The organism is Mobilicoccus caccae (assembly GCF_030161635.1).
Classification (GTDB): domain Bacteria; phylum Actinomycetota; class Actinomycetes; order Actinomycetales; family Dermatophilaceae; genus Mobilicoccus; species Mobilicoccus caccae.
Map to the genome: position 1 here is coordinate 3,287,537 of NZ_BSUO01000001.1, position 20,609 is coordinate 3,308,145.

Genomic DNA, 20,609 nt, shown 5'->3' on the forward strand with positions numbered 1-20,609 from the left:
CCCGAGAACTGAGACAGCACCCCAGGTCGAGACAGCCGCGCGTGCGCTGCTGTCTCAGACCTGGGGTGCTGTCTCAGGTGGGACTGTCAGCGGAAGTCGCTGCCCTCCTCGCTGCTCGCGGCGCGGCCGGCCTCGAGGCGGGCGACCGGGACACGGAACGGGGAGCACGAGACGTAGTCCAGGCCCAGGGAGTGGAAGAAGTGCACCGAGGCGGGGTCGCCACCGTGCTCACCACACACGCCGAGGTGCATGTCGGGACGGGTCTCACGACCCGCCTTGGCCGCGATCTCGACCATGGCGCCGACGCCGGCGATGTCGAGGGTCTCGAACGGCGACACCCCGAAGATGCCCTTGTCGATGTACCGGGAGAAGAACGCGCCCTCGACGTCGTCGCGGCTGAAGCCCCACGTGGTCTGGGTGAGGTCGTTGGTGCCGAAGGAGAAGAACTCCGCGGACTCCGCGATCTGCTTGGCCGTGACCACCGCGCGCGGCAGCTCGATCATCGTGCCGATCGGGACGTCGGTGAGGTCGACACCGGTCTCGTCGCTGACCGCCACGGCCACCTCCTTGATGGCCTCCTTCATGATCTCCAGCTCCTGCACGGCGGCCACGAGCGGGATCATGATCTCCGGCCGCGGGTCGCCACCGGCCTTCTTGCGCTCGGCGGCCGCCTCGAGGATCGCCTTGGCCTGCATCTCGAACAGACCGGGGATCACGAGCCCGAGGCGGACGCCGCGCAGACCCAGCATCGGGTTCTGCTCCGACATACGCTCGACCGCGGCCATGATCTTCTTCTGGTCCGCGTCCATCGTCGTGCCCCGCTCCTTGAGCACGGCGGCCTGAGCGGCGAGCTCGATGTGCGAGGGCAGGAACTCGTGCAGCGGCGGGTCGAGCAGACGCACGGTGACGGGCAGGCCGTCCATCGCCTCGAAGATCTCGACGAAGTCACCCTTCTGCATCGGGGCCAGCCCGTCGAGTGCGGCGTGCTTCTCCTCCTCGGTCTCGGCGAGGATGAGCTTCTCCACGAGCGGACGACGGTCGCCGAGGAACATGTGCTCCGTGCGGCACAGGCCGATGCCCTCGGCGCCGAAGAGGCGGGCACGCGTGGCGTCCTCACCGGTGTCGGCGTTGGCGCGCACCTTGAGCGCACGCTGCCGGTCGGCCACGCTCATGATGCGGTGCACCGCGCGGACCAACTCGTCGTCGGCGATCTCGGCCTCCGACAGCTTGCCCTCGAAGTACTTGACGACCGGCGGGTCGACGACGGGCACCTCGCCCTTGAACACCTCGCCGGTGGTGCCGTTGATCGACACGACGTCGCCGGCCTTCATGACCGTTCCGTCCTTCAACGTCATCGTCTCGGCGCCCACGTCGATGCCGAGTTCCTCGGCGCCGCAGACACAGGTCTTGCCCATGCCGCGGGCGACGACCGCGGCGTGGGAGGTCTTGCCGCCGCGGCTGGTGAGGATGCCCTGGGCGGCGATCATGCCGACGAGGTCGTCGGGGTTGGTCTCGCGGCGGGCGAGGATCACCTTGCGCCCCTCGGCGGCCAGCTCGGCGGCCTTGGGCGAGCTGAAGCACAGCTCACCGACCGCGGCACCCGGCGAGGCGTTCATGCCGCTGCCGATCAGCTCCTTCTCGGCGGACTCGTCGAACCGCGGGAACATCAGCTGCACGAGCTGGTCGCCGTTGACGCGCTGCAGCGCCTCCTCCTCGGAGATGAGGCCCTCGTCGACGAGCTGGCAGGCGACGGTGAACGCCGCACCGGCCGTGCGCTTGCCCACCCGGGTCTGCAGCATCCACAGCTTCTTGTCCTGCACGGTGAACTCGATGTCGCACAGGTCGCGGTAGTGCTTCTCGAGCGTGCTCATGATCTCCATGAGCTCGTCGTAGGCCGGCTTGTCGATGTCCTCGAGGTCGCTGAGGGGGACGGTGTTGCGGATGCCGGCCACGACGTCCTCACCCTGCGCGTTCTGCAGGTAGTCGCCGTAGATGCCCTGGCTGCCGCTGGCCGGGTCGCGCGTGAAGGCGACGCCGGTGCCCGAGGTCTCGCCCAGGTTGCCGAACACCATCGTGCACACGTTGACCGCGGTCCCGAGGTCGGCGGGGATGCGCTCCTGGCGCCGGTAGAGCACCGCACGCTCGGAGTTCCACGAGCGGAACACGGCGCGCACGGCCTCGAGCAGCTGCTCCTTGGGGTCCTGCGGGAACGGCTTACCCGTCTCGTCGGCGATGATCGCCTTGAACCGCTCGGCGATCTTCTCGAAGTCGGCCGCGTCGAGGTCGAGGTCGTTCGTGGTGCCCTTGGCGTCCTTGGCCTCGTCGAGTACGTCCTCGAACTTCTCGCCCTCGATGTCGAGCACCGTCTTGCCGAACATCTGCAGCAGACGCCGGTAGGAGTCGTAGGCGAAGCGGGGGTTGTCCGCGACCTTGGCCAGCCCCTTGACGCTCTCGTCGTTGAGGCCGATGTTGAGGACCGTCTCCATCATGCCGGGCATGGAGAACTTGGCACCCGAGCGCACGGAGACGAGCAGCGGGTTGTCGGGGTCGCCGAGCTTCTTGCCGATCTCGCTCTCGATACGGGCGATGTGCTCGTCGATCTGCTCCGCCATCTCGGCCGGTTCGCTGCCCTGCTTCAGGTACTCCTTGCAGGCCTCGGTGGTGATGGTGAAGCTGGGCGGGACGGGCAGGCCCATGTTGTGCATCTCGGCCAGGTTCGCCCCCTTGCCGCCGAGCAGATCCTTCTGATCCCGGTCACCTTCCGAGAGGGCGTAGACGAACTTGGTCATGGGCTCAGGGCCTCCCCGCTTCTTTACGGACGTCGATGTCGCGACCACCGTAGTCCGTGACGGGCCGCCTCACCGGGCCTTTTGTCACGGAATCGATCGGCGTCACACTTTCGCCGAATCGCCCTCACCGGCCTCGACGGAGGTGCATGACGACGGAACGTGACGACGACGCATGACATTCGTCATGCCCCCGCACCACAGGTCTCAGACGCATCGATGACCGGAGGCACCGGCGTCACGGCCGGAGTGCCGTGAGAGTGGAGACATGGACACGACGAAGCGTCAGTCACAGCCCGAGCAGCCGACGTGGCGCGACCTGGCCCCCTGGGAGGGCACGCCGAGCCGCGGGGACAAGCTGCTGCTCGCGATGATCTTCATCGTTCCCGCCTTCTACCTGCTGACCTACCCGGTGCGTCCCTTCCTCGTCGCCGAGCAGCCGGTGCTGCTGCAGCTGCTGGTGGGGTCGAAGGCCGCCACCGGCGCGGCGGCGGCGTACGCCGGGATCGGGCAGCTGCCGCTGTGGCTCGTCGTCGTCGCGGGCATCGTCGGCATGGCGAAGTTCGACTGGCTGTTCTGGCTGGCCGGCCGCAAGTGGGGCCTGCGGATGGTGGAGCTGATGACCGGCGGCCCGAGTGGCCGACGCAAGTGGGCCGACCGCCTGCAGAACCTGCCCGGCTGGCTCATGCCGGTCCTCGTCGTCGCGAGCCGGTTGCCCGGCATGCCCGGTCCGATCATCTGGATCATCGCCGGCATGAACGGCATGCGCCTGACGGTGTTCCTCGTGGCGGACCTGCTCGCCTCCGCGCTCGTGACCGCCGCGGTGGTCGCCGCCGGGTACAGCGCCGGTGAGCACGGGGTCGCCCTGATACAGGTCATCGACTCCTACGCCCTGTGGATCAGCCTCGGCCTGGTGTTCGCCATCGTCGGATGGCAGAGCTGGAAGCAGTCGACGCAGGCGAAGAAGGACCAGCAGGACCAGAGCACGAAGAACGCGCAGGACTCGACGGATTCCGAGACCTCCGGCACGTGATCGCCCACGCGCCGAACCCCGTACGCGCCGAGACCGCCGGAAATAACCGGCGGTCTCGGCGTTTCACCTCAGTGTCGGGAGGGTGCCAGGGTCGCGGTGAGCGCGGCGACGTACATGCCGGGGTCGCGCGCGCCGGTGAGTTCGCGCGCGGAGTGCATCGAGAGCATCGGGGAGCCGACGTCGACGGTGGTCGCGCCGGTCAGAGCCGCGGACATCGGGCCGATCGTCGAGCCGCACGGCATGTCACCGCGGCTGCGGAACACCTGCATCGGCACTCCCGCCTGCTCGCACGCGAGCGCGAAGGCCGCCGATCCGGGTGCCTCCGAGGCGTAGCGGCCCTTGGTGTTGACCTTGAGCACCGGCCCGCCGTTGATCGCGATGCGGTGGCCGGGTTCGTGCTTCTCGACGTAGTTGGGGTGCGTGGCGTGAGCCATGTCCGCCGAGATCACGAGGGTGTCGGCGAGTGCGCGGTGGTAGTCCTGCCGGTCTCCACCGCGCGTGGCCACGACGCGCTCGAGCACCGAGGGCAAGAACGTCGAGTCACCGCCGCTGGAGGTCGTCGAGCCGATCTCCTCGTGGTCGAACAGCACCAGCAGGGGGATGTGGGTCGGATCGGCGTCCTCGACCGCGGCCAGGAGGGCCGTGGTGCCGGCGAAGGCCGTCCCGAGGTTGTCCAGACGCGGCGCGGCGAGCAGATCCGACTCGCGTCCCAGCGGTCCTGACGGCGTCAGGTCGTGGGTCATGACGTCCCAGGCGAGGACGTCGCGCTCCGCGGTCCCGAGCAGACCCGCGAGGTAGGCGGCGAACGAGGGCGCCGCACCGGTGGCTCCCCAGATCGGGGTGAGGTGGGTCTGGGGATTCAGCGCGAGGCCCGAGTTGGCGTCACGGTCGAGGTGGATGGCGAGCTGCGGCACGCGCAGCACGGCCTCGTCGACGCGCACCAACCGCTCCGCCACGCCACCGGGAGAATCCGTGTCGCGCACGGCGACCCGTCCCGAGATCCCGAGGTCTCGGTCGAGCCAGGAGTTGAGCAGCGGACCGCCGTACACCTCGACGACGAGCTGGTCCCAGCCGTGCGAGGCGCGATCGGGCAGCGGTGAGATGCGCAGGTTCGGCGAGTCGGTGTGACCGCCGACGACCCGGAACGGCGTCGCAGGGTCGGCGACGGCATGTTCGGTCGACCACGCGGCCACCGACCCTCCCCGGCGGACCACGTAGCGGCCAGGCTCACCCGGCCACGCGTCGCGCTCCTCGATCGGGTTGAACCCGGCGGCCACCAACCGCCGCGTGACCTCGGCGACCGCGTGGTACGGCGAGGGCGAGGCGTCGATGAACGTGCACAGATCTCGGGCGTGAGCGTCGATGTCGGCAGCCATCCCTCCACCATAGGAGCGCCCGCCGGCGCTGGAGCCCCGATCCGGCTACGCCCGGCTGCTCCCGCCGTGGACGTCCCCACCGGGAACGTCCCCACCGGGACGGGCCCGGTCGCCCGCGCGCTCCGGCCACACCCCGTCCACGATGCCCTTGGGGCGTTCGGGGAGTTCGTCCAGGGAATACACGGCGTCGGGGGCGTCCTTGCCGAACCGTTCGAGGTGGCGCAACGCGTTGAAGGCGTGCTTGCCCAGCAGCAGGATCGCGATGAGGTTGATGATCGCCATGAGCGACATGGCGAGGTCCGCGAGGTCCCACACGAATCCGAGCTTGGCCACGGCACCGATGCCGACGGCCGCGACCACCAGCAGGCGGATGGCGTACTCACCGATGCGCTTGCCGCCGAGGAAGTCCATGTTCACCTCTGCGTAGGTCGAATTGCCGAGGACCGAGCTGAACGCGAACACGAAGATGAGGACGGACATCACCGGCAGGGTCCACTCCCCGAGTTCGGAGGCGAGGGCGGTCTGGGTGAGCGACGCACCGGCCTCCTCTCGGGTCGTCACGCCGGGGGTGTACACCGCGGGCCCGGCCAGCAGGATCATCACGGCGGTGGCGGTGCAGACGACGATGGTGTCGACGAACACGCCCGCCGACTGCAGCAGACCCTGGTGGGCCGGGTGGCTGACCGTGGCGGTGGCCGCGGCGTTCGGCGCCGAACCCATGCCCGCCTCGTTGCTGAACATGCCGCGCTTCACGCCGTTCATGAGGGCCGCGATCATGCCGCCGGCCGTCCCGGCGAGGGCCTGGTCGAGGCCGAAGGCGCCGCGGAAGATGTCGGCGAGGACGCCGGGGACCTCGGGGGCGCGGACGACGATGACGGTGACGGCCAGCAGGACGTAGATCACCGCCATGATCGGCGCCAGGTACTCGGTGACCCGGGCGACCGAGCGGATGCCGCCCAGCACGATGACGGCGGTGAGGACGACGAGGACTGCGGCGGTCCACCCGGTCGGGATGCCGTGGGTGGACAGCACGTCGGCGATGGTGTTGGCCTGCACCATGTTGAACGCAAGGCCGAAGGCGAAGATGAGGAAGATGGCGAACGCGATACCCATCGGCCGCGAGCCGAGTCCCCGCTGCATGTAGAACGCCGGGCCGCCACGGAACGACTTGTCCTCGTGCGGCTGCTTGTAGATCTGCGCCAGGGTGGCCTCGACGAACGCCGTGCCCATGCCGAGCAGCGCCATGATCCACATCCAGAAGATGGCACCCGGCCCGCCCAGGGCCAGCGCGATCGCGACGCCGGCGATGTTGCCGGTGCCGACACGGCTGGCCAGGCTGATGCAGAACGCCTGGAAGGAGCTGATGCCCTCGCCGTGGCCCGAACGCGAGCCGCGGATGATCTTGAGCATGAGTCCCGCGGTGCGGAACTGCTGGCCGCGCCCCATGACGAGGAAGACGACACCCGCGATCGCCAGCAGAGGCACCAGGCCGAGTTCGGTGACCCATCCACCGATCTTCAGCACGAGGTCGTGCAGTTGAGTCATCTCAGTCCTCCTGGGTGTGCGGCCGGCCAATGAGGGAGGGGCGTGGCCCTCGATCCGGCCAGAGAACTGTAAGCGCTGATCCGGCATGTTTGCGGACATCCCGCGTGCGGTACTCGGCACACGCTCGGGGGTGGCGGGCCGCCCGGGGACGGCCCCGGAGCCTCCGACGCATCCGGCTCTGCGCATGAAACGGGCGGCGGCGGGGTATCGCGCCTCCATGAAGCACACGGCCGTCTCGGGTGCACCGCGGCGTACGAGCGACCCGCGCGGTCGCACCGTACGCCCGCTGTGGGTGCTGCACGGCGGCCCTCAGGCCGATCCCCTGCGGCGCCTGCTCAACCACGACGCCCAGGCGCCCTACATCGCGGTGAGCACCCGATCGGTCGACCGGATGACCTCGGACGATGTGGTCCCGATGATGCGGCTGGTCAACCAGGCCGACGCCTTCATCACCGAACGCCTTCCTTCGGGATACCGCGGACTGCCCGTGGGCGTCGACGACCTCCTCCCCCACCTGCGGCCAGGCATCCCGGTCTTCACGTTTCCGCGCATCGACTACTCCGGGTTGCATCCCTACCAGGTCGGACGCGACCCGCTCGCCGGTCTGGCCGACCCGCCTCTCGTGCCGTACCACGACCTCCGGTCGGTCGCCGTCGCGGCGGGCACCGGACCCTCGAGCAGGCCTGGAACGTCCTGCCCTCCGCCCGGTTCGTCCGCGAGTTCGCCGCCTGGCAACTGCTGCGTCTGCGCCGGGTGGAGGCACGCACCGACGTCGGTGTCGCGGGCGCGGTGCGCGCCGCCGGCATGGGGGCCGTACACACCGTCGACCGGCCCGGAGACGCTCTCCTCGTCGAGATCGCCAAGGGCATCCAGAGCTGCCTCCGTGTCGAACCCACCGCCGACGACCACGGGATCGGACTCCTCGGGCAGTGCCGCGGCCCCGTCGAGCCCAACATCGCCGAGGCACTGGGCCTGCCCGTTCCCGAGACCGACGCCTGGTCGATGTACGGGCGCCAGTTGACCAGCACCGACATCCACGTCGCCCAGGTCGAGTGGTATCGGCAGCATCCCGACGTGCTCAAGGCGATCATGGCGGCCCACGCCTCCCGGATGGATCTGCTCGGGTTGCTCTGAGGTGCCCTGAGTTGCAGTCGGTCGCCCGGATCCGGTCCAGGCGCCGGCTCACTCGTAAAGCACGTAATCCGGGGTCGGCGTGAGGGCCATCACCTGGTCAGGGGTCATGAGCTTCCAGCCGGGGTTGGCCGTGTCCTCCTGGTAGAAGAGCTTGAACCCGGGGTGCACGTGCGCCGGTTTGACGCCCATGAGGGTCTTCCAGGTCCCCTCCTTGAGCTCCTGGTCACCGATGCCGTCGACGCTGAGGATCTGCACGACGCCCTTGCGGTCCTTGAGGTCCTCGTGGTTGCGGACCCAGTTGACCCGGATCATGTGGTAGAGCATGACCTTCTCGGGCAGGTCGTTGTCGGCCACGAGTTTCTGGAGGTAGTCCCCGACCTGGTTGAGCTCCTTGGCGTCGGTGCTGCCGAAGGTCCGCATCGGCTCCTGGTTGGGGCCCATGCGCCATTCGGGGTCCATGGCGATGCCGACGTCGGGCTCCTTGAGGTACTTCTCGTACCGCTTGACCTCGGAGAGGAAGTCCGAGCGCCCCGGTTGGATCGCGAGCAGCAGGATGCCGTCGACCTTGCGGACCGCCGCGAGGTGCTCCTCGACCTTCTCGTCGGAGGACACGGTGCGGCACTTCGGCGCGTTCTTGCAGGGGTGGACCATCGTCGCGATGTACTCCAGCACCGGCATGATCTTGCGGCCGTCCTTGGCGTACGGCTTGCCGCGCTCGGCGATCTCCTTCATGCGGTCGTCGATGTCGCCGACGCCGGCGCGCCCGAGGCCCGGGCCGCTGCCGGCGATGCCGGAGTAGCCGACGAGACGGTAGGCGGGGAAGATCTCGCGCCCGCCCATCGGGAGTTCCTTGGGGGTGGGGGTCGGAGTCGGTGTCTGCGTCGGTTCGGCCGCCGCGCCCTGCTGTGGGTTCTGCGTGGCCGACGGCTCCGGCGGGATGCCGCCCGCGCATCCGGCCAGGGTCACCGCGGCGGCGAGGGGGACGAGGGCAACACGGATCCGACGCACGAGGGGCCTTTCACGCTTCGACGACCACGCCGGCTCCGGCGCTCTCACACATGGTAGGAGCGGATCGCCGCAACGCGCGTCAGGACCTGCCGACGGCGCACCCCAACCCGCCTCGCGCAGAACGCGTCTCCCACGAAGCCGAATCCGGCGTGCCGGCGCGGGGGCCGCCTGCCCGCTCGGACGCGCGCCGTCACCTCGCTCGTCGCCTAGAAACCGGACGTTTCCGTGCTAACGGGATTACGATGTTCAGGTGTCCAGGGAGCACACCGAGGGATTCGGTCCGCGGCCGGCCGGTCCACGTCAGGACCCGGCCACTCAGATGTCCAGGGCGAGGGCGGCGGTCCTCGAGCAACTGGGCCGTCACCCCGTGCCCACCACCGTCGGAGTGCTCGCCGCGGAGTGCGGTCAACACACCAACACCGTGCGGGAACACCTCGACGCGCTGTCCTCGGCGGGGCTGGTGGTGCGCACCACCGGACCGGCCAAGGGCCGAGGTCGCCCCGCGATCCGGTACGCCGCCGTCCCTCCCGAGGCAGTACGACCCCAGATGCGGCAGTACGTCAACCTCGTCGGCGCCCTGTCGGAGCAGATCGGCCGGGCGGTGCCCGACCCACGCGCCTTCGCGGTCGAGGCGGGTCGGCTCGTGCAGGAACAGGACGACACCCCCGAGGTCCCGGGCATCAACGCCGCCGATTCCTCGCTCAAGCTCCTCACCGACCTGGGCTTCGATCCGCACGTGGACGATCCCGCCGTCGAGGGTGACGCGCCGCACGGCGACGAGACGGGAGTGGGCGAACCCGAGGGCGAGTCCGCGCCCGACGTGGAGCTACCGCAGGCCCCCGACACCCACGCCGTCGACCACGACGAGCACGGCCGCCCGATCCTCAAGGTGCGACTGAGGGAGTGCCCGCTGCTCGAAGCGGCGCGGCGCAACCCCGACGTCGTGTGCTCGGTGCATCTGGGCGCGATCCTCGCCGCCTACGAGTCCCGCGGTGAGCCGACCGAAGGCATCGACGTCGTTCCCTTCGCCGAGCCCGGCGCCTGCCTCGCCTACCTCCCGGTGTCGGGTCAGCACCCCGACACCGCCACCGATCCCGGAGCCCCGACCGCCGATTCGTGAGACGGCGGGTGGTCGGTGATCGCCCCATCCCACGCCACCCGACAACCGCACTCACACACCTCGACGACGCCTCGTCCGGGCAACTTGTCTCGTGATGGGGTGCGTCGTGGTCGAGCGACCCGGAACGGTCTCCCCTACACCGCAGGACTCAGGTCCTCCACCAGGTCAGCGCGTCACCTGATATTTTTACCCAGTAAGTCCGTGTTTATCTCTCAGGGTTGTCAGGGGTCCCCGTGTCACAGTCCGTCCGTCCACCGCGCGCCTGGGCCTGGCGCCACGCCCCGACCTTCGCCTGGCTCGCCATCTCGTTGGTCTTCACGGTCATCCACCCGTTCGTCGAGCGCGGCACCTGGCTGATCGTCCACGGCCTGCTGCTCGGCGCCCTCGGTCACGCGATCCTCGTCTGGTCGACCCACTTCACCCAGGCGCTGCTCAAGACGCCGGAACACCTCGATCCGCGCGCCCGTCAGACCGAGCGACTCATCGCCTACCACCTCGGCGTGGCCCTCGTCCTCACGGGCGTGGGCATCGGCCTGCCCGTCCTGACCGTCCCCGGAGCCGTGCTCGTCGGCGGCGCCGTGGCCTGGCACCTCATCGCCCTCATCACGCGGTTGCGCAAGGCCCTGCCCGGCCGCTTCACCGGCTCGGTCCACTACTACGTCGTCGCCGCCGCGATGCTGCCGATCGGGGCGACGTTCGGGGCCCTCCTCGCGCTCACGCCCGCCGGCCCCGCGCACAACCGCCTGCTGGCGGCCCACATGGCGCTCAACGTGCTCGGCTGGATCGGGCTCACGCTCACCGGCACCCTCGTGACGTTCTGGCCCACCCTGCTGCGCGCCCGGATGCACGAGCGCGCCCAGCGTCGCGCGAACCGCGCTCTGCCCGTGCTGGTCTCGGGAATCGTGCTCGTGACCGCCGGAGCACTGCTGGGACGACACGAGCCCGTCATCGCCGGTCTGGCCGTCTACCTGCTCGGACTCACCTGGTGGGGTAGCGCGCTGGCGGCTCCGTGGCGCGCCCGCCCGCCGCGGGAGTTCGCCCCGTGGTCGGTCGCCGCCGCTCTGATGTGGCTCGTGGGTGGGCTGATCTGGCTCACCGCGTCGGTCTCGACGGAGGGCGGTCGCGCGTCGTTGGCGGCCGGCTACAACCCGTTGCTGTCGATCCTCGTCGCCGGGGTCGCGGCGCAGGTCCTCATCGGCGCCCTCTCCTTCCTGCTGCCGGCGATCGGCGGTGGCGGCCCGGCCGTCGTCCGCGCGGCCGCCGCTCCCCTCGAGCGGTTCGCCACGACGCGGATCGTGCTGCTCAACGTCGGCCTCTTCCTCTGCCTGTTGCCGCTGCCGAGCGTCGCGCGCGTCGTCGTGTCGCTCATCGCCTGGGTAGCGTGGACCGCGTTCCTGCCCCTGGCCTGGCTCAGCCGGCGCGAGGCGGCACGCGTGCGCGCGCTGCCCGTGGCCGAGCGGAGCCCCGCTGCGAAGAGCACCGAAACGCCCGAGGCGGCGGTGGGTACGGCCCACCGCCCCGGGTGGTCGGCGCCGCAGTTCGCCGGGAGTCTCGCCGCGCTCGCCCTCGCGATCGCGACGGTCCTCGCGGCGGGTCAGGTCTCACCGGTCGCCTCCCCTTCCGCGAACGGTAGCGCCGCCACCGCCACCGCCTCGGGTGAAACGACGCGTGTCACCGTCGAGATGACCGCCGACATGCGGTTCGTCCCCGACTCCGTGGAGGTCCCGGCCGGCAACACGCTGGTCATCGAGCTGGTCAACACCGACACCACCACCCAGCATGACCTCGTGCTCGACACCGGCACCCGCAGCGAGCGGGTCGCTCCGGGCGGACGTTCGACGTTCGAGGCCGGCGTCATCACCGGCGACGTCACGGGGTGGTGCGACCTCATCGGGCACCGCCAGGCCGGGATGACGTTCGCCATCAAGACCACCGGTGGTGCCTCGAGCACGAACCCGGAGGGCACGGTCGGCGCGACGCAGGCCGAACCGGCTCCGGGTGGTCACGCCGGGCACTCGGCCGCGGCGTCCGCCGGACCCACCGGCGCCGCCGCCGACCTCGACTTCGCCCGCAAGCCCGCCGCCGACTTCACGGCCCGCGACGCGGCGTTGCCGCCCCTGCCGAAGAGCAACGGACCCACCACCCACACGCTGACCATGCGGATGCAGGAGGTCGAACTCGAGGTCGCCCCCGGTGTCAGGCAGACCATGTGGACCTTCAACGGCACGGCCCCCGGCCCCACGCTGCACGGCCGGATCGGCGACGTCTTCGAGATCACGCTGATCAACGAGGGCACGATGGGCCACTCCGTCGACTTCCACGCCGGCGACGTCGCCCCCGACGCGCCGATGCGCACGATCCCGCCGGGTGAGTCCCTCGTGTACCGGTTCACCGCCAAGCGGGCGGGAATCTGGATGTACCACTGCGGAACCGCGCCGATGACCGCGCACATCGCCGCCGGGATGGCGGGCGCGGTCGTCATCGAACCCGAGGACCTGCCGGCCGTCGACCGTTCCTACGTCCTCACGCAGGCCGAGCTGTACCTGGGCGCCCAGGGCGGCGCGGTCGACACCGACAAGCTGGCCGCCGAGAAGCCGGACGCGGTCGCGTTCAACGGGTACGCCAACCAGTACGTGCACCGCCCGCTGCCGGCGAAGGTCGGCGAGACGGTCCGGTTCTGGGTGCTCGACATCGGCCCCAACCGCGCGACCTCGTTCCACGTCGTCGGCGGGCAGTTCGACACCGTCTGGCACGAGGGCGCCTACCTGCTGCGCGACGGCAAGGGCGCACTGAGCGACAGCAGCACCAACGGCAGTCAGGCCCTCGGGCTGCAGGCCGCCCAGGGCGGATTCGTCGAGATGACCCCCGTCGAGGCGGGCCACTACGCCTTCGTCTCCCACGCGATGATCGACGCCGAACGCGGCGCGAAGGGCATCCTGCAGGTCACCGACTGAGGATCGAACTCGGTCGCCCTCGCGAGGGTCGGTGAGCGTCGCTAGGCGGAGGCTCTCCGGGCCTCGAGGGCGGCCAGGACGAGGTCGAGGCCGAAGACGAACTCCTCCGGCGGGCCTTGACCGGCAGCGATGAGCGCCGCGGCGGATTCGTTGAGGTAGGGAAACTCCTCGGGCGGAAGCTGGGGCAGGAACACGTCCTCGGCCATGGCCGCGAGTTCCTCGGCGGTGTCGAACGGCAGCCCGGCCTCCTGAAGGGCGAAACCGTAGACATAGCTGTCTAGCACCCAGTTGGCGTGCGTCGCCATCAGGACCGGGAAGCCGGCCTTGCGCAGGCACGCCAGGACCGCTTCGTGGTGGCGGAGGTTGGCCGGCCCCGGCGACGTCCGCGACTCCATCAGGCCCAGCGCCCAGGGGTGTCGCGCGAGAACCTGGCGCGCCGAGACCGCCCGCTGTCGCATCGCCGACTGCCAGTCGGTGTCATCGGGCGGGAGCTCGATCTCCTCGAACACGACGTCGATCATGGCGTCCAGCAGCTCGTCCTTGTTCGCCACGTAGTGGTAGAGCGACATCGCCCCCGCGCCGAGCTCGCCGGCCAGCCGGCGCATGCTCAGCCCGTCGACCCCCTCACGGTCGGCGAGCCGGATCGCCTCGGCCACCACCCGCTCCTTGCTCAGCCCCGCGTCCGACGCGGTCTGGCGTGGGTTGCTCACAGGCACCGTCCTCCTTGCTCACGCGAACGTGGTTGACACTCGTACGGCGTACGGCCATAGTACGACGTACGACCGCAATCGTACGCCGTACGAGCCAGCGAGTCCGTCGAGGACGTGAGGAGGCTTCCTGTGGAAGCCGAACAGCGATCGAATCCCGGAGCACGCCTGGTGCCGGGGGCGAGTCCCGCCCGGTCGGCGACGATGCGGGCCGCCGTCCATCAGCGCTACGGCCCGCCGTCCGTGCTGGAGTCGTCCCGGATCGGGATACCGCAGCCGGGGCCCGGGGACGTGCTCGTCCAGGTGGGCGCGGCGGCGGTCCACATCGGCGACTACTTCGTCCTCACCGGTGAGCCGTACGTACTGCGCCTGGCCTTCGGGCTCCGCCGGCCACGCCACGGCATCCCCGGCCGCGACCTCGCCGGCGTGGTCGCGGCGGTCGGCAAGGACGTCACCACATGCCGCCCCGGCGACGAGGTGTTCGGCTGGAGCACGACCGGAACGCTCACGGAGTACGCCTGCGTCCCGGCCGACCACCTCGTACCGGTGCCGGCCGACCTGTCGGTCGTGAGCGCGGCCGCGGTGGCCACGTCGGGCCTGACGGCGTTGCAGGCCCTGCGCGATATCGCCGGCGTCCGACCGGGTCAGAGCGTGCTGATCACGGGCGCGTCGGGCGGCGTGGGCTCCTTCGCCGTCCAGATCGCCACGGCGTTCGGCGCCGAGGTGACGGGGGTGTGCAGCACGCGCAACGTCGACCTGGTCCGCTCCCTCGGTGCCGACCACGTCGTCGACTACACGCAGACCGACTTCACCTGCAGCGACACGCGCTACGACGTCATCCTCGACAACGTCGAGGCCCGGCCCTTGGCGGCGACCCGCCGAGCGCTGACGCCCACCGGCACCCTCATCCCCAACAGCGGGCGCGGTGGCCGCGTGCTCGGCCCCCTCGGTCGGATCGTCACGGCACGAGTGCTGTCGGTGTTCACCCGTCAGCGGCTGAAGCCCCTCCTGTCGGTCGAGAAACGCCAGGACCTGCTCACGTTGGCCGACCTGATCGCGACCGGGCAGGTCACACCGCTCATCGACCGCACCTATCCCCTCGACGAAGCCGCCGACGCCCTCCGCTACGTCGGGGCCGGACACACCCGAGGAAAAGTCGTCGTCACCCTCTGACGACGGCACCGACCAGAACGACCCGGGCCGTGCCTGTGTACGCCCGGACCTCCCGCCATTCGACCGGAGGGACAGCCACTCTCGAAAGAAGACCGATGCCCAGCCGACCGACCACCCCGAACCTGCTCGACGACCCGCCGATCCCCGTGCAGGCCAAGCTCGCCGCCGCATGGACCAGCTTCTTGTTCCTGTACGTCTACGTGGACATCCTCGCCTTCTACAAGCCCGGCACCGTCAGCGACATCCTCGTCGGCGTCGTCTGGGAGTTCGACATCACCCAGACCTGGGCGCTCACCGCGCTGACCCTCCTGGCGATCCCCATCGTCATGGTCATGCTGTCGATGGCGCTGCCCGCCCGGGCCAACCGCATCACGAACCTCGTCGTGGCCTCGATCCAGGTCCCCTTCGCGGCCTTCAACGCGGTGGGCCAGGTGGGCGAGTCCTGGATGTACTTCTACGTCATCGGCGTCGCGCTCGAACTGATCATTCTCGCCTTCATCCTGCGGACCGCGTGGACCTGGCCCCGCACCGCACCGTCGGCGACCATGCCGACCAGCCGGGCGGCCGATCGCGCCCAGCAGCGAGCATGAACACCCACGGACAGTCCCCGATCGGAGGGACAGCCACACTCGACAGAACACCGCTCACCCCCACCGGGAACGGATCGTCGGCGCGACGGCGATCACGCTGGCAGCGTCCTTGCTGATCCAGAACGCGGTGGTGATCTGGGTCGGAGCACCCGCCTTCGGGGACCCGATCGATGACGTCCTCGCCTTCCATGCCGAGCACCGGGTCGCGGTCTCGATCGCGGTCGGCCTCGAGACCCTCAACCTGCCACTGCTGCTCGGGTTCGTCACCGGCCTCCACGGACTGGTCGGGCGTCGTGGGGGTGCGGGCGCGGACTCCTCACGCCTCGCGGTGGCCGCGGCCGCGACTCTCTCGGCGGCCTACGCGCTCTACGCCGTCCTGTGGATCGGAGTCGTGCTGTCCGCCGCCGACCTCACCGAGCCGAGCCCGGCGTTCGAGCTCACCTGGCAGCTGCATGCAGCGGCGTTCGCGCTGACGTTGCCGGCGCTCGGCGCCACCTTCATCGGCGCTGCGCTGGCGGCGAGTGCGAGCGCGCTGACGCCCCCGTGGCAGCGTCTGCTCGGCCTGGTCGGCGGCGGCCTGCTGATCGCCGCCGGAGCAGCCGCCGTCGCCATCGCGGACGGTTCGCCGCTCCTGTTCGTGGGGATGCCCGGCGTCGCCGCCTGGCTCGTGTGGCTGTTCGCGATCGGCGTCCGGCTGGTGCGCGCTCGCACGGGCGACCGCCTCGAGAACGCCTCGACCTGACCGCCGCGGGTCAGGCGGGCTGTGCACTGCCCGGTCTGCCCTGCCCGCACCTAGACTCGCCCGCATGGGCACTTCCTCCACTCCCGACATCAAGCCCCGCTCCCGGCAGGTCACCGACGGGCTCGAAGCGACGGCCGCCCGCGGCATGCTGCGGGCGGTCGGCCTCGGGGACGAGGACTTCGCCAAACCCCAGATCGGCGTCGCGAGCTCGTGGAACGAGATCACCCCCTGCAACCTCTCGCTCGACCGCCTCGCCAAGAAGGCGAAGGAGGGCGTGCACGCCGCCGGCGGCTACCCGCTGGAGTTCGGCACGATCTCCGTCTCCGACGGCATCTCCATGGGTCATGAGGGGATGCACTACTCGCTCGTCAGCCGCGACGTCATCGCCGACTCCGTCGAGACCGTCATGATGGCCGAACGCCTCGACGGATCGGTGCTGCTCGCCGGTTGCGACAAGTCCGAGCCCGGCATGCTCATGGCCGCCGCGCGCCTGAACCTGGCCAGCGTCTACGTCTACGCGGGCTCGATCATGCCCGGCCGTGCCCGCCTGTCCACCGGTGAGGACCGCGAGGTGACGATCATCGACGCCTACGAGGCCGTCGGTGCCTGCGCCAGCGGACTCATGTCCCGCGACGACGTCACCGCCATCGAGAAGGCGATCTGCCCGGGTGAGGGCGCGTGCGGCGGTTTCTACACCGCGAACACCATGGCGTCCGTCGCCGAGGCCATGGGCATGTCGCTGCCGGGGTCCGCCGCGCCGCCCGCCGTCGACCGCCGGCGCGACGCCGCCGCGTTCGCCGCCGGTGAGGCCGTGGTCGAACTCCTGCGCCAGGGCATCACCGCGCGGGACATCATGACCAGGGAGGCGTTCGAGAACGCGATCGCCGTGGTCATGGCGTTCGGCGGCTCCACCAACGCGGTGCTCCACCTGCTGGCGATGGCTCACGAGGCCGACGTCGACCTCGAACTCGCCGACTTCGAGCGGTTGAGCCGCACGGTGCCGCACCTCGCGGACGTCAAGCCCTTCGGCCGTTACGTGATGACCGACATCGACCGGGTGGGCGGCGTGCCCGTCGTCATGAAGGAGCTCGACGAGGCGGGCCTGCTGCACCGCGACTGCATGACCGTCACCGGCCGCACCGTCGCCGAGAACCTCGAGGCGCTCGGCCCCCGCGACCCGGACGGCGCGGTAATCCACCCCATCTCCACCCCGATCTCCCCGCGCGGCGGCATCACGATCCTGCACGGCTCGCTGGCCCCCGAGGGGTCGGTGGTGAAGTCGGCCGGCTTCGAGTCCGACGTGTTCGAGGGCACCGCCCGCGTGTTCGAGCGCGAACGCGGCGCGCTGGACGCCCTCGAGGACGGCACGATCACCGACGGCGACGTGGTGGTCATCCGCTACGAGGGGCCCAAGGGCGGCCCCGGCATGCGGGAGATGCTCGCGATCACCGGCGCCATCAAGGGGGCGGGTCTCGGCAAGACGGTCCTGCTGCTCACGGACGGCCGGTTCTCCGGCGGCACCACGGGCCTGTGCGTGGGGCACGTGGCCCCCGAGGCCTCCGACGGCGGCCCCATCGCCCTCGTCCGCGACGGCGACCGCATCCGCCTCGACGTCGCCTCCGGCACCCTCGACCTGCTGGTCGACGGTGAGGAACTCTCGGAGCGGCGCGCGCAGTGGACGCCGATCGCGCCGCGGTTCACCACGGGCGTGCTGGGCAAGTACCAGAAGCTCGTCCAGTCCGCCTCGCGCGGAGCGATCCTGGAGTAGATCACGGCCTTGCCCGGCGCCGCCCGCAGGTGACAGAGTCGGTGAATGCAGGAGAGCACGATCACCGTGACCAGCCGAGACGGCATCGATCTTCACGTGTATCGGTGGGCGCCCGAGGGCGAACCCCGCGCCGTCGTCCAGATCCAGCACGGGCTGGCCGAACACGCTGCCCGTTACCGCCGTTTCGCCGAGGCGCTGACGGCAGCCGGCTACCTGGTCTACGCACCGGACGCGCGTGGTTCGGGCCTGACCGCTGCCGGTGACTACGGCGCCTGGGGCGCCGACGGCTGGGCGGGGTGGGTCGACGATGTCGACGCACTGCATCGACGTCTTCGCGAGGACGATCCCGGCCTGGACGTCGCACTGTTCGGGCACTCGATGGGCTCGTTCGCCTCGCAGCAGTACCTGCTCGATCACGCCGACGACGTGCAGGCCGTGATCCTGTCGGGTACCGGTGATCCGGAGGTCATCGCCGCCATGCTCGGCTCCGACGCCCCGGCCGACCTCAGCGTCTTCAACGCGCCCTTCGAGCACCGCACCGGATTCGAGTGGCTCTCCCGCGACGAGGCCGAGGTCGACGCCTACGTGGCCGACCCGATGTGCGGATGGGCCGCGCCGTCACCGGCCGGGATGGGCTCACTCGCGCGTGCCGCCGGCACCGAGGCGCTCGCCGCGATCCGGCCGGATCTCCCCGTGCTGTTGATCTCCGGACACGACGACCCGGTCGGCGGTGAGAAGGGCGACGGCGTGGAGACGGTCGCGAAGCGCTACTCCGACGCCGGGCTTCGCGATGTCGAGGTGCACCTCTACCCCGGGGCGCGGCACGAGGTGCTCAACGAGACGAACCGCGACGAGGTCACCGCCGACGTCCTGGCCTTCCTCGACCGGACCGTGGGGGCAGGCCGCCCGGCGTGAGCACGAGAGACCGACACTCACGACCGGTGAGCCGAGGCGGCTGAGACGGGTCGGCTCTCAGTCGCGGGTCACAAGGGGGACGAAGCGGTAGAAGCCGTGCTCGGTGCGGGTCGGCGGGCCGCCGTCCGCCGGGCGCTCGACGCGGATCATCCGGCCGTCGACGGGCACGACCATGACTCCGCCGGGGGCGAGCTGGTCGACGAGGTAAAGGGGCAGGGTCGTCGCCATCGCCGAGACGAGGATCCGGTCGTAGGGAGCCTCCGCGGCGCGTCCCACCTCGTCGGCGTCGGCAACCTCCAACCGGGCCCAGGACTGCTGCGACGCCTCGACATTGGCCGCGCCCCACCTGGCCAGATCGGGCACGATCTCCAGGCCCAGCACCGACCCGGTGGACCCGACCAGGTGCGCGAGCAGCGCCGTCGTCCACCCGGACCCGGCCCCGACGTCGAGGACCTTCGCGCCGGTGGGCACCGCCAGCAGCTCGAGCATGTTCGACACGGTCGTGGGCTGGGAGTTCGTCTGCCCGTCCCACAACGGCAGCGGCGCGTCCCTTCCGGCGTTGCCACGTTGCTCCTCGGTCAGGAACCCCTCGCGACGCACGGCCTTCATGGCGTCGGCGACGCGTCGAGAGCTGTCCGGTGTGCTGCTCGCAGAGCTCATGGTCCAAGCCTAGGAGGCGGCGGCCGCTCGCACCCGTCGACGGATTCGGCCGCCCCCACCGGCCCCCGGTAGCCTCGGGTAGGTGCCCGAGCCGACCCCGCAGCCCAGCCCCTCGACCCCGCGAACCGACGACGCCGACGCCCGGACCGCCGAGCAGCGCCGTCCCGCGCCCGAGTTCTCCACCTCGCCGCGGTCGATCCCGGCCCAGCTCGCGCGTGGGTTCGCGATGGGGTCCGCCGACGTCGTCCCCGGCGTGTCCGGCGGCACGGTGGCCCTGGTCCTCGGCATCTACCGGCACCTCATCGCCGCCCTGGGACGCTGCGTCGACGTGGCGACCACCGCGCTGAGGTTCGACGGCAAGGGTATCGTCGGGGCTCTCAAGAACGTCCCCTGGATCTGGATCGTCAGCCTCATCGGCGGCATCCTGCTGGCCGTCTTCCTGCTGGCCGCCCCGCTGGAGCGGGCACTGGCCACCTACCCCGAGCAGATGGCCGGCCTCTTCACCGGTTTCATCGTCGGGGCGTGCCTGCTGTGCTGGAGACAACTGCAGCGTTCCGACGTGCGCCACATCGCCCTCGCCGCGGTCTGGGCGGTGGCGTTCTTCTTCCTCCTCGGCATCTCCCCCGCAGCACAGACCGGTGGCCAGGCGCCCGAGCTGTGGGTCTACTTCGTCACCGGCGCGATCGCCATCTGCGCGATGATCCTGCCCGGGATCAGCGGCTCGTTCCTGCTCGTCCTCATGGGCGTGTACGCCCACGTGATCGGCGCCGTGAGTCAGCGGGACTTCCTCGTCCTCGGGGTGTTCGCGCTCGGTTGCGTCGTCGGCCTCTCGCTGGCGGCCAAGGGCCTGTCGTGGCTGCTCACCCACCACCATGACGCCGTCGTGGCGTCGATGATCGGCCTCATGATCGGCTCGATCCGCATCCTGTGGCCGTGGCCGCACGGCCTGGAGAGCACCGAGATGGCTCTGCCCGCCGCCGACACCTGGCTCATGCCCACCCTGCTCGCCGTGCTCGGCCTCGTCCTCGTCCTCGGGATCGACGCGGTGGCCCGCCGCGTCGGCGACGACCACTGAGCCACCCGGGCGATCGCGCCGCC

The 20,609-nt window shown here is 70.5% G+C and carries 15 protein-coding genes and 2 pseudogenes; 11 read left to right on the plus strand and 6 right to left on the minus strand.

The features are described 5' to 3' along the window. Nucleotides 1–86 precede the first annotated feature (86 nt). A complete protein-coding gene (gene ppdK, locus QQK49_RS16155; protein WP_284304820.1) occupies nt 87–2,789 on the minus strand; it encodes a pyruvate, phosphate dikinase in 2,703 nt (900 codons plus the stop codon). A 265-nt stretch (nt 2,790–3,054) separates the two neighbouring features. Between ppdK and QQK49_RS16160 the strand changes: the two genes are divergently transcribed. Then, nucleotides 3,055–3,819, plus strand: a complete 765-nt coding sequence (locus tag QQK49_RS16160; RefSeq protein WP_284304821.1) for a DedA family protein — start codon at nt 3,055–3,057, stop codon at nt 3,817–3,819. A gap of 68 nt (nt 3,820–3,887) precedes the next feature. Here QQK49_RS16160 and QQK49_RS16165 read toward each other — a convergent pair whose 3' ends face one another. Both QQK49_RS16165 and QQK49_RS16170 read right to left on the minus strand, forming a co-directional pair. After that, nucleotides 3,888–5,195, minus strand: coding sequence for a M18 family aminopeptidase (locus QQK49_RS16165; protein WP_284304822.1), 1,308 nt, complete (start codon nt 5,193–5,195; stop codon nt 3,888–3,890). A 45-nt stretch (nt 5,196–5,240) separates the two neighbouring features. Further along, nucleotides 5,241–6,740 (minus strand): alanine/glycine:cation symporter family protein, encoded by a 1,500-nt coding sequence (locus QQK49_RS16170; RefSeq protein WP_284304823.1) that lies wholly within the window; start codon nt 6,738–6,740, stop codon nt 5,241–5,243. Between the two features lie 217 nt (nt 6,741–6,957). On the opposite strand from QQK49_RS16170, the pseudogene QQK49_RS23365 reads away from it, so the two are divergent. Together QQK49_RS23365 and QQK49_RS23370 are read left to right on the plus strand one after the other, a co-directional pair. Then, nucleotides 6,958–7,395, plus strand: a pseudogene (locus tag QQK49_RS23365) (WcbI family polysaccharide biosynthesis putative acetyltransferase); the annotation flags it as partial. Nucleotides 7,396–7,427: 32 nt separating this feature from the next. Next, a pseudogene (locus tag QQK49_RS23370) lies at nt 7,428–7,874 on the plus strand (WcbI family polysaccharide biosynthesis putative acetyltransferase); the annotation flags it as partial. 48 nt (nt 7,875–7,922) lie between these two features. On the opposite strand, the gene QQK49_RS16180 reads toward QQK49_RS23370, so the two are convergent. Further along, nucleotides 7,923–8,882, minus strand: coding sequence for an LptM family lipoprotein (locus tag QQK49_RS16180; protein ID WP_284304825.1), 960 nt, complete (start codon nt 8,880–8,882; stop codon nt 7,923–7,925). A 319-nt stretch (nt 8,883–9,201) separates the two neighbouring features. On the opposite strand from QQK49_RS16180, the gene QQK49_RS16185 reads away from it, so the two are divergent. Together QQK49_RS16185 and QQK49_RS16190 are read left to right on the plus strand one after the other, a co-directional pair. Continuing rightward, a complete protein-coding gene (locus QQK49_RS16185) occupies nt 9,202–10,002 on the plus strand; it encodes a helix-turn-helix domain-containing protein (RefSeq protein ID WP_284304826.1) in 801 nt (266 codons plus the stop codon). 233 nt (nt 10,003–10,235) lie between these two features. Next, entirely contained in the window at nt 10,236–12,956 is a 2,721-nt protein-coding gene (locus QQK49_RS16190; protein WP_284304827.1) for a multicopper oxidase domain-containing protein, read from the plus strand. 41 nt (nt 12,957–12,997) lie between these two features. Here the strand turns inward: QQK49_RS16190 and QQK49_RS16195 are convergent, their stop codons facing one another. Further along, nucleotides 12,998–13,615: a TetR/AcrR family transcriptional regulator gene (locus QQK49_RS16195; RefSeq protein ID WP_431310594.1), complete on the minus strand. Its 618-nt coding sequence runs from the start codon at nt 13,613–13,615 to the stop codon at nt 12,998–13,000. Nucleotides 13,616–13,795: 180 nt separating this feature from the next. On the opposite strand from QQK49_RS16195, the gene QQK49_RS16200 reads away from it, so the two are divergent. From QQK49_RS16200 to QQK49_RS16220, 5 genes are all read left to right on the plus strand, one after another. Continuing rightward, nucleotides 13,796–14,836 carry an NAD(P)-dependent alcohol dehydrogenase gene (locus QQK49_RS16200; RefSeq protein WP_284304829.1) on the plus strand — a complete coding sequence of 347 codons (1,041 nt, stop codon included), beginning with the start codon at nt 13,796–13,798 and terminating at the stop codon, nt 14,834–14,836. 95 nt (nt 14,837–14,931) lie between these two features. Then, the gene (locus QQK49_RS16205; protein ID WP_284304830.1) at nt 14,932–15,426 is read left to right on the plus strand and encodes a DUF6326 family protein; all 495 of its coding nucleotides are present in this window, start codon (nt 14,932–14,934) and stop codon (nt 15,424–15,426) included. A gap of 109 nt (nt 15,427–15,535) precedes the next feature. Next, complete coding sequence (locus QQK49_RS16210; protein WP_284304831.1) at nt 15,536–16,168, plus strand: hypothetical protein; 633 nt, start codon at nt 15,536–15,538, stop codon at nt 16,166–16,168. A 64-nt stretch (nt 16,169–16,232) separates the two neighbouring features. Beyond that, nucleotides 16,233–17,936 carry a dihydroxy-acid dehydratase gene (gene ilvD / locus QQK49_RS16215; RefSeq protein WP_284304832.1) on the plus strand — a complete coding sequence of 568 codons (1,704 nt, stop codon included), beginning with the start codon at nt 16,233–16,235 and terminating at the stop codon, nt 17,934–17,936. A gap of 45 nt (nt 17,937–17,981) precedes the next feature. Next, entirely contained in the window at nt 17,982–18,851 is an 870-nt protein-coding gene (locus QQK49_RS16220; RefSeq protein ID WP_284304833.1) for an alpha/beta hydrolase, read from the plus strand. Nucleotides 18,852–18,908: 57 nt separating this feature from the next. On the opposite strand, the gene QQK49_RS16225 is transcribed toward QQK49_RS16220, so the two are convergent. Next, nucleotides 18,909–19,511: a protein-L-isoaspartate O-methyltransferase family protein gene (locus QQK49_RS16225; protein WP_284304834.1), complete on the minus strand. Its 603-nt coding sequence runs from the start codon at nt 19,509–19,511 to the stop codon at nt 18,909–18,911. Nucleotides 19,512–19,593: 82 nt separating this feature from the next. On the opposite strand from QQK49_RS16225, the gene QQK49_RS16230 reads away from it, so the two are divergent. Continuing rightward, a complete protein-coding gene (locus QQK49_RS16230; RefSeq protein ID WP_284304835.1) occupies nt 19,594–20,586 on the plus strand; it encodes a DUF368 domain-containing protein in 993 nt (330 codons plus the stop codon). The last annotated feature ends 23 nt before the right edge of the window (nt 20,587–20,609 follow it).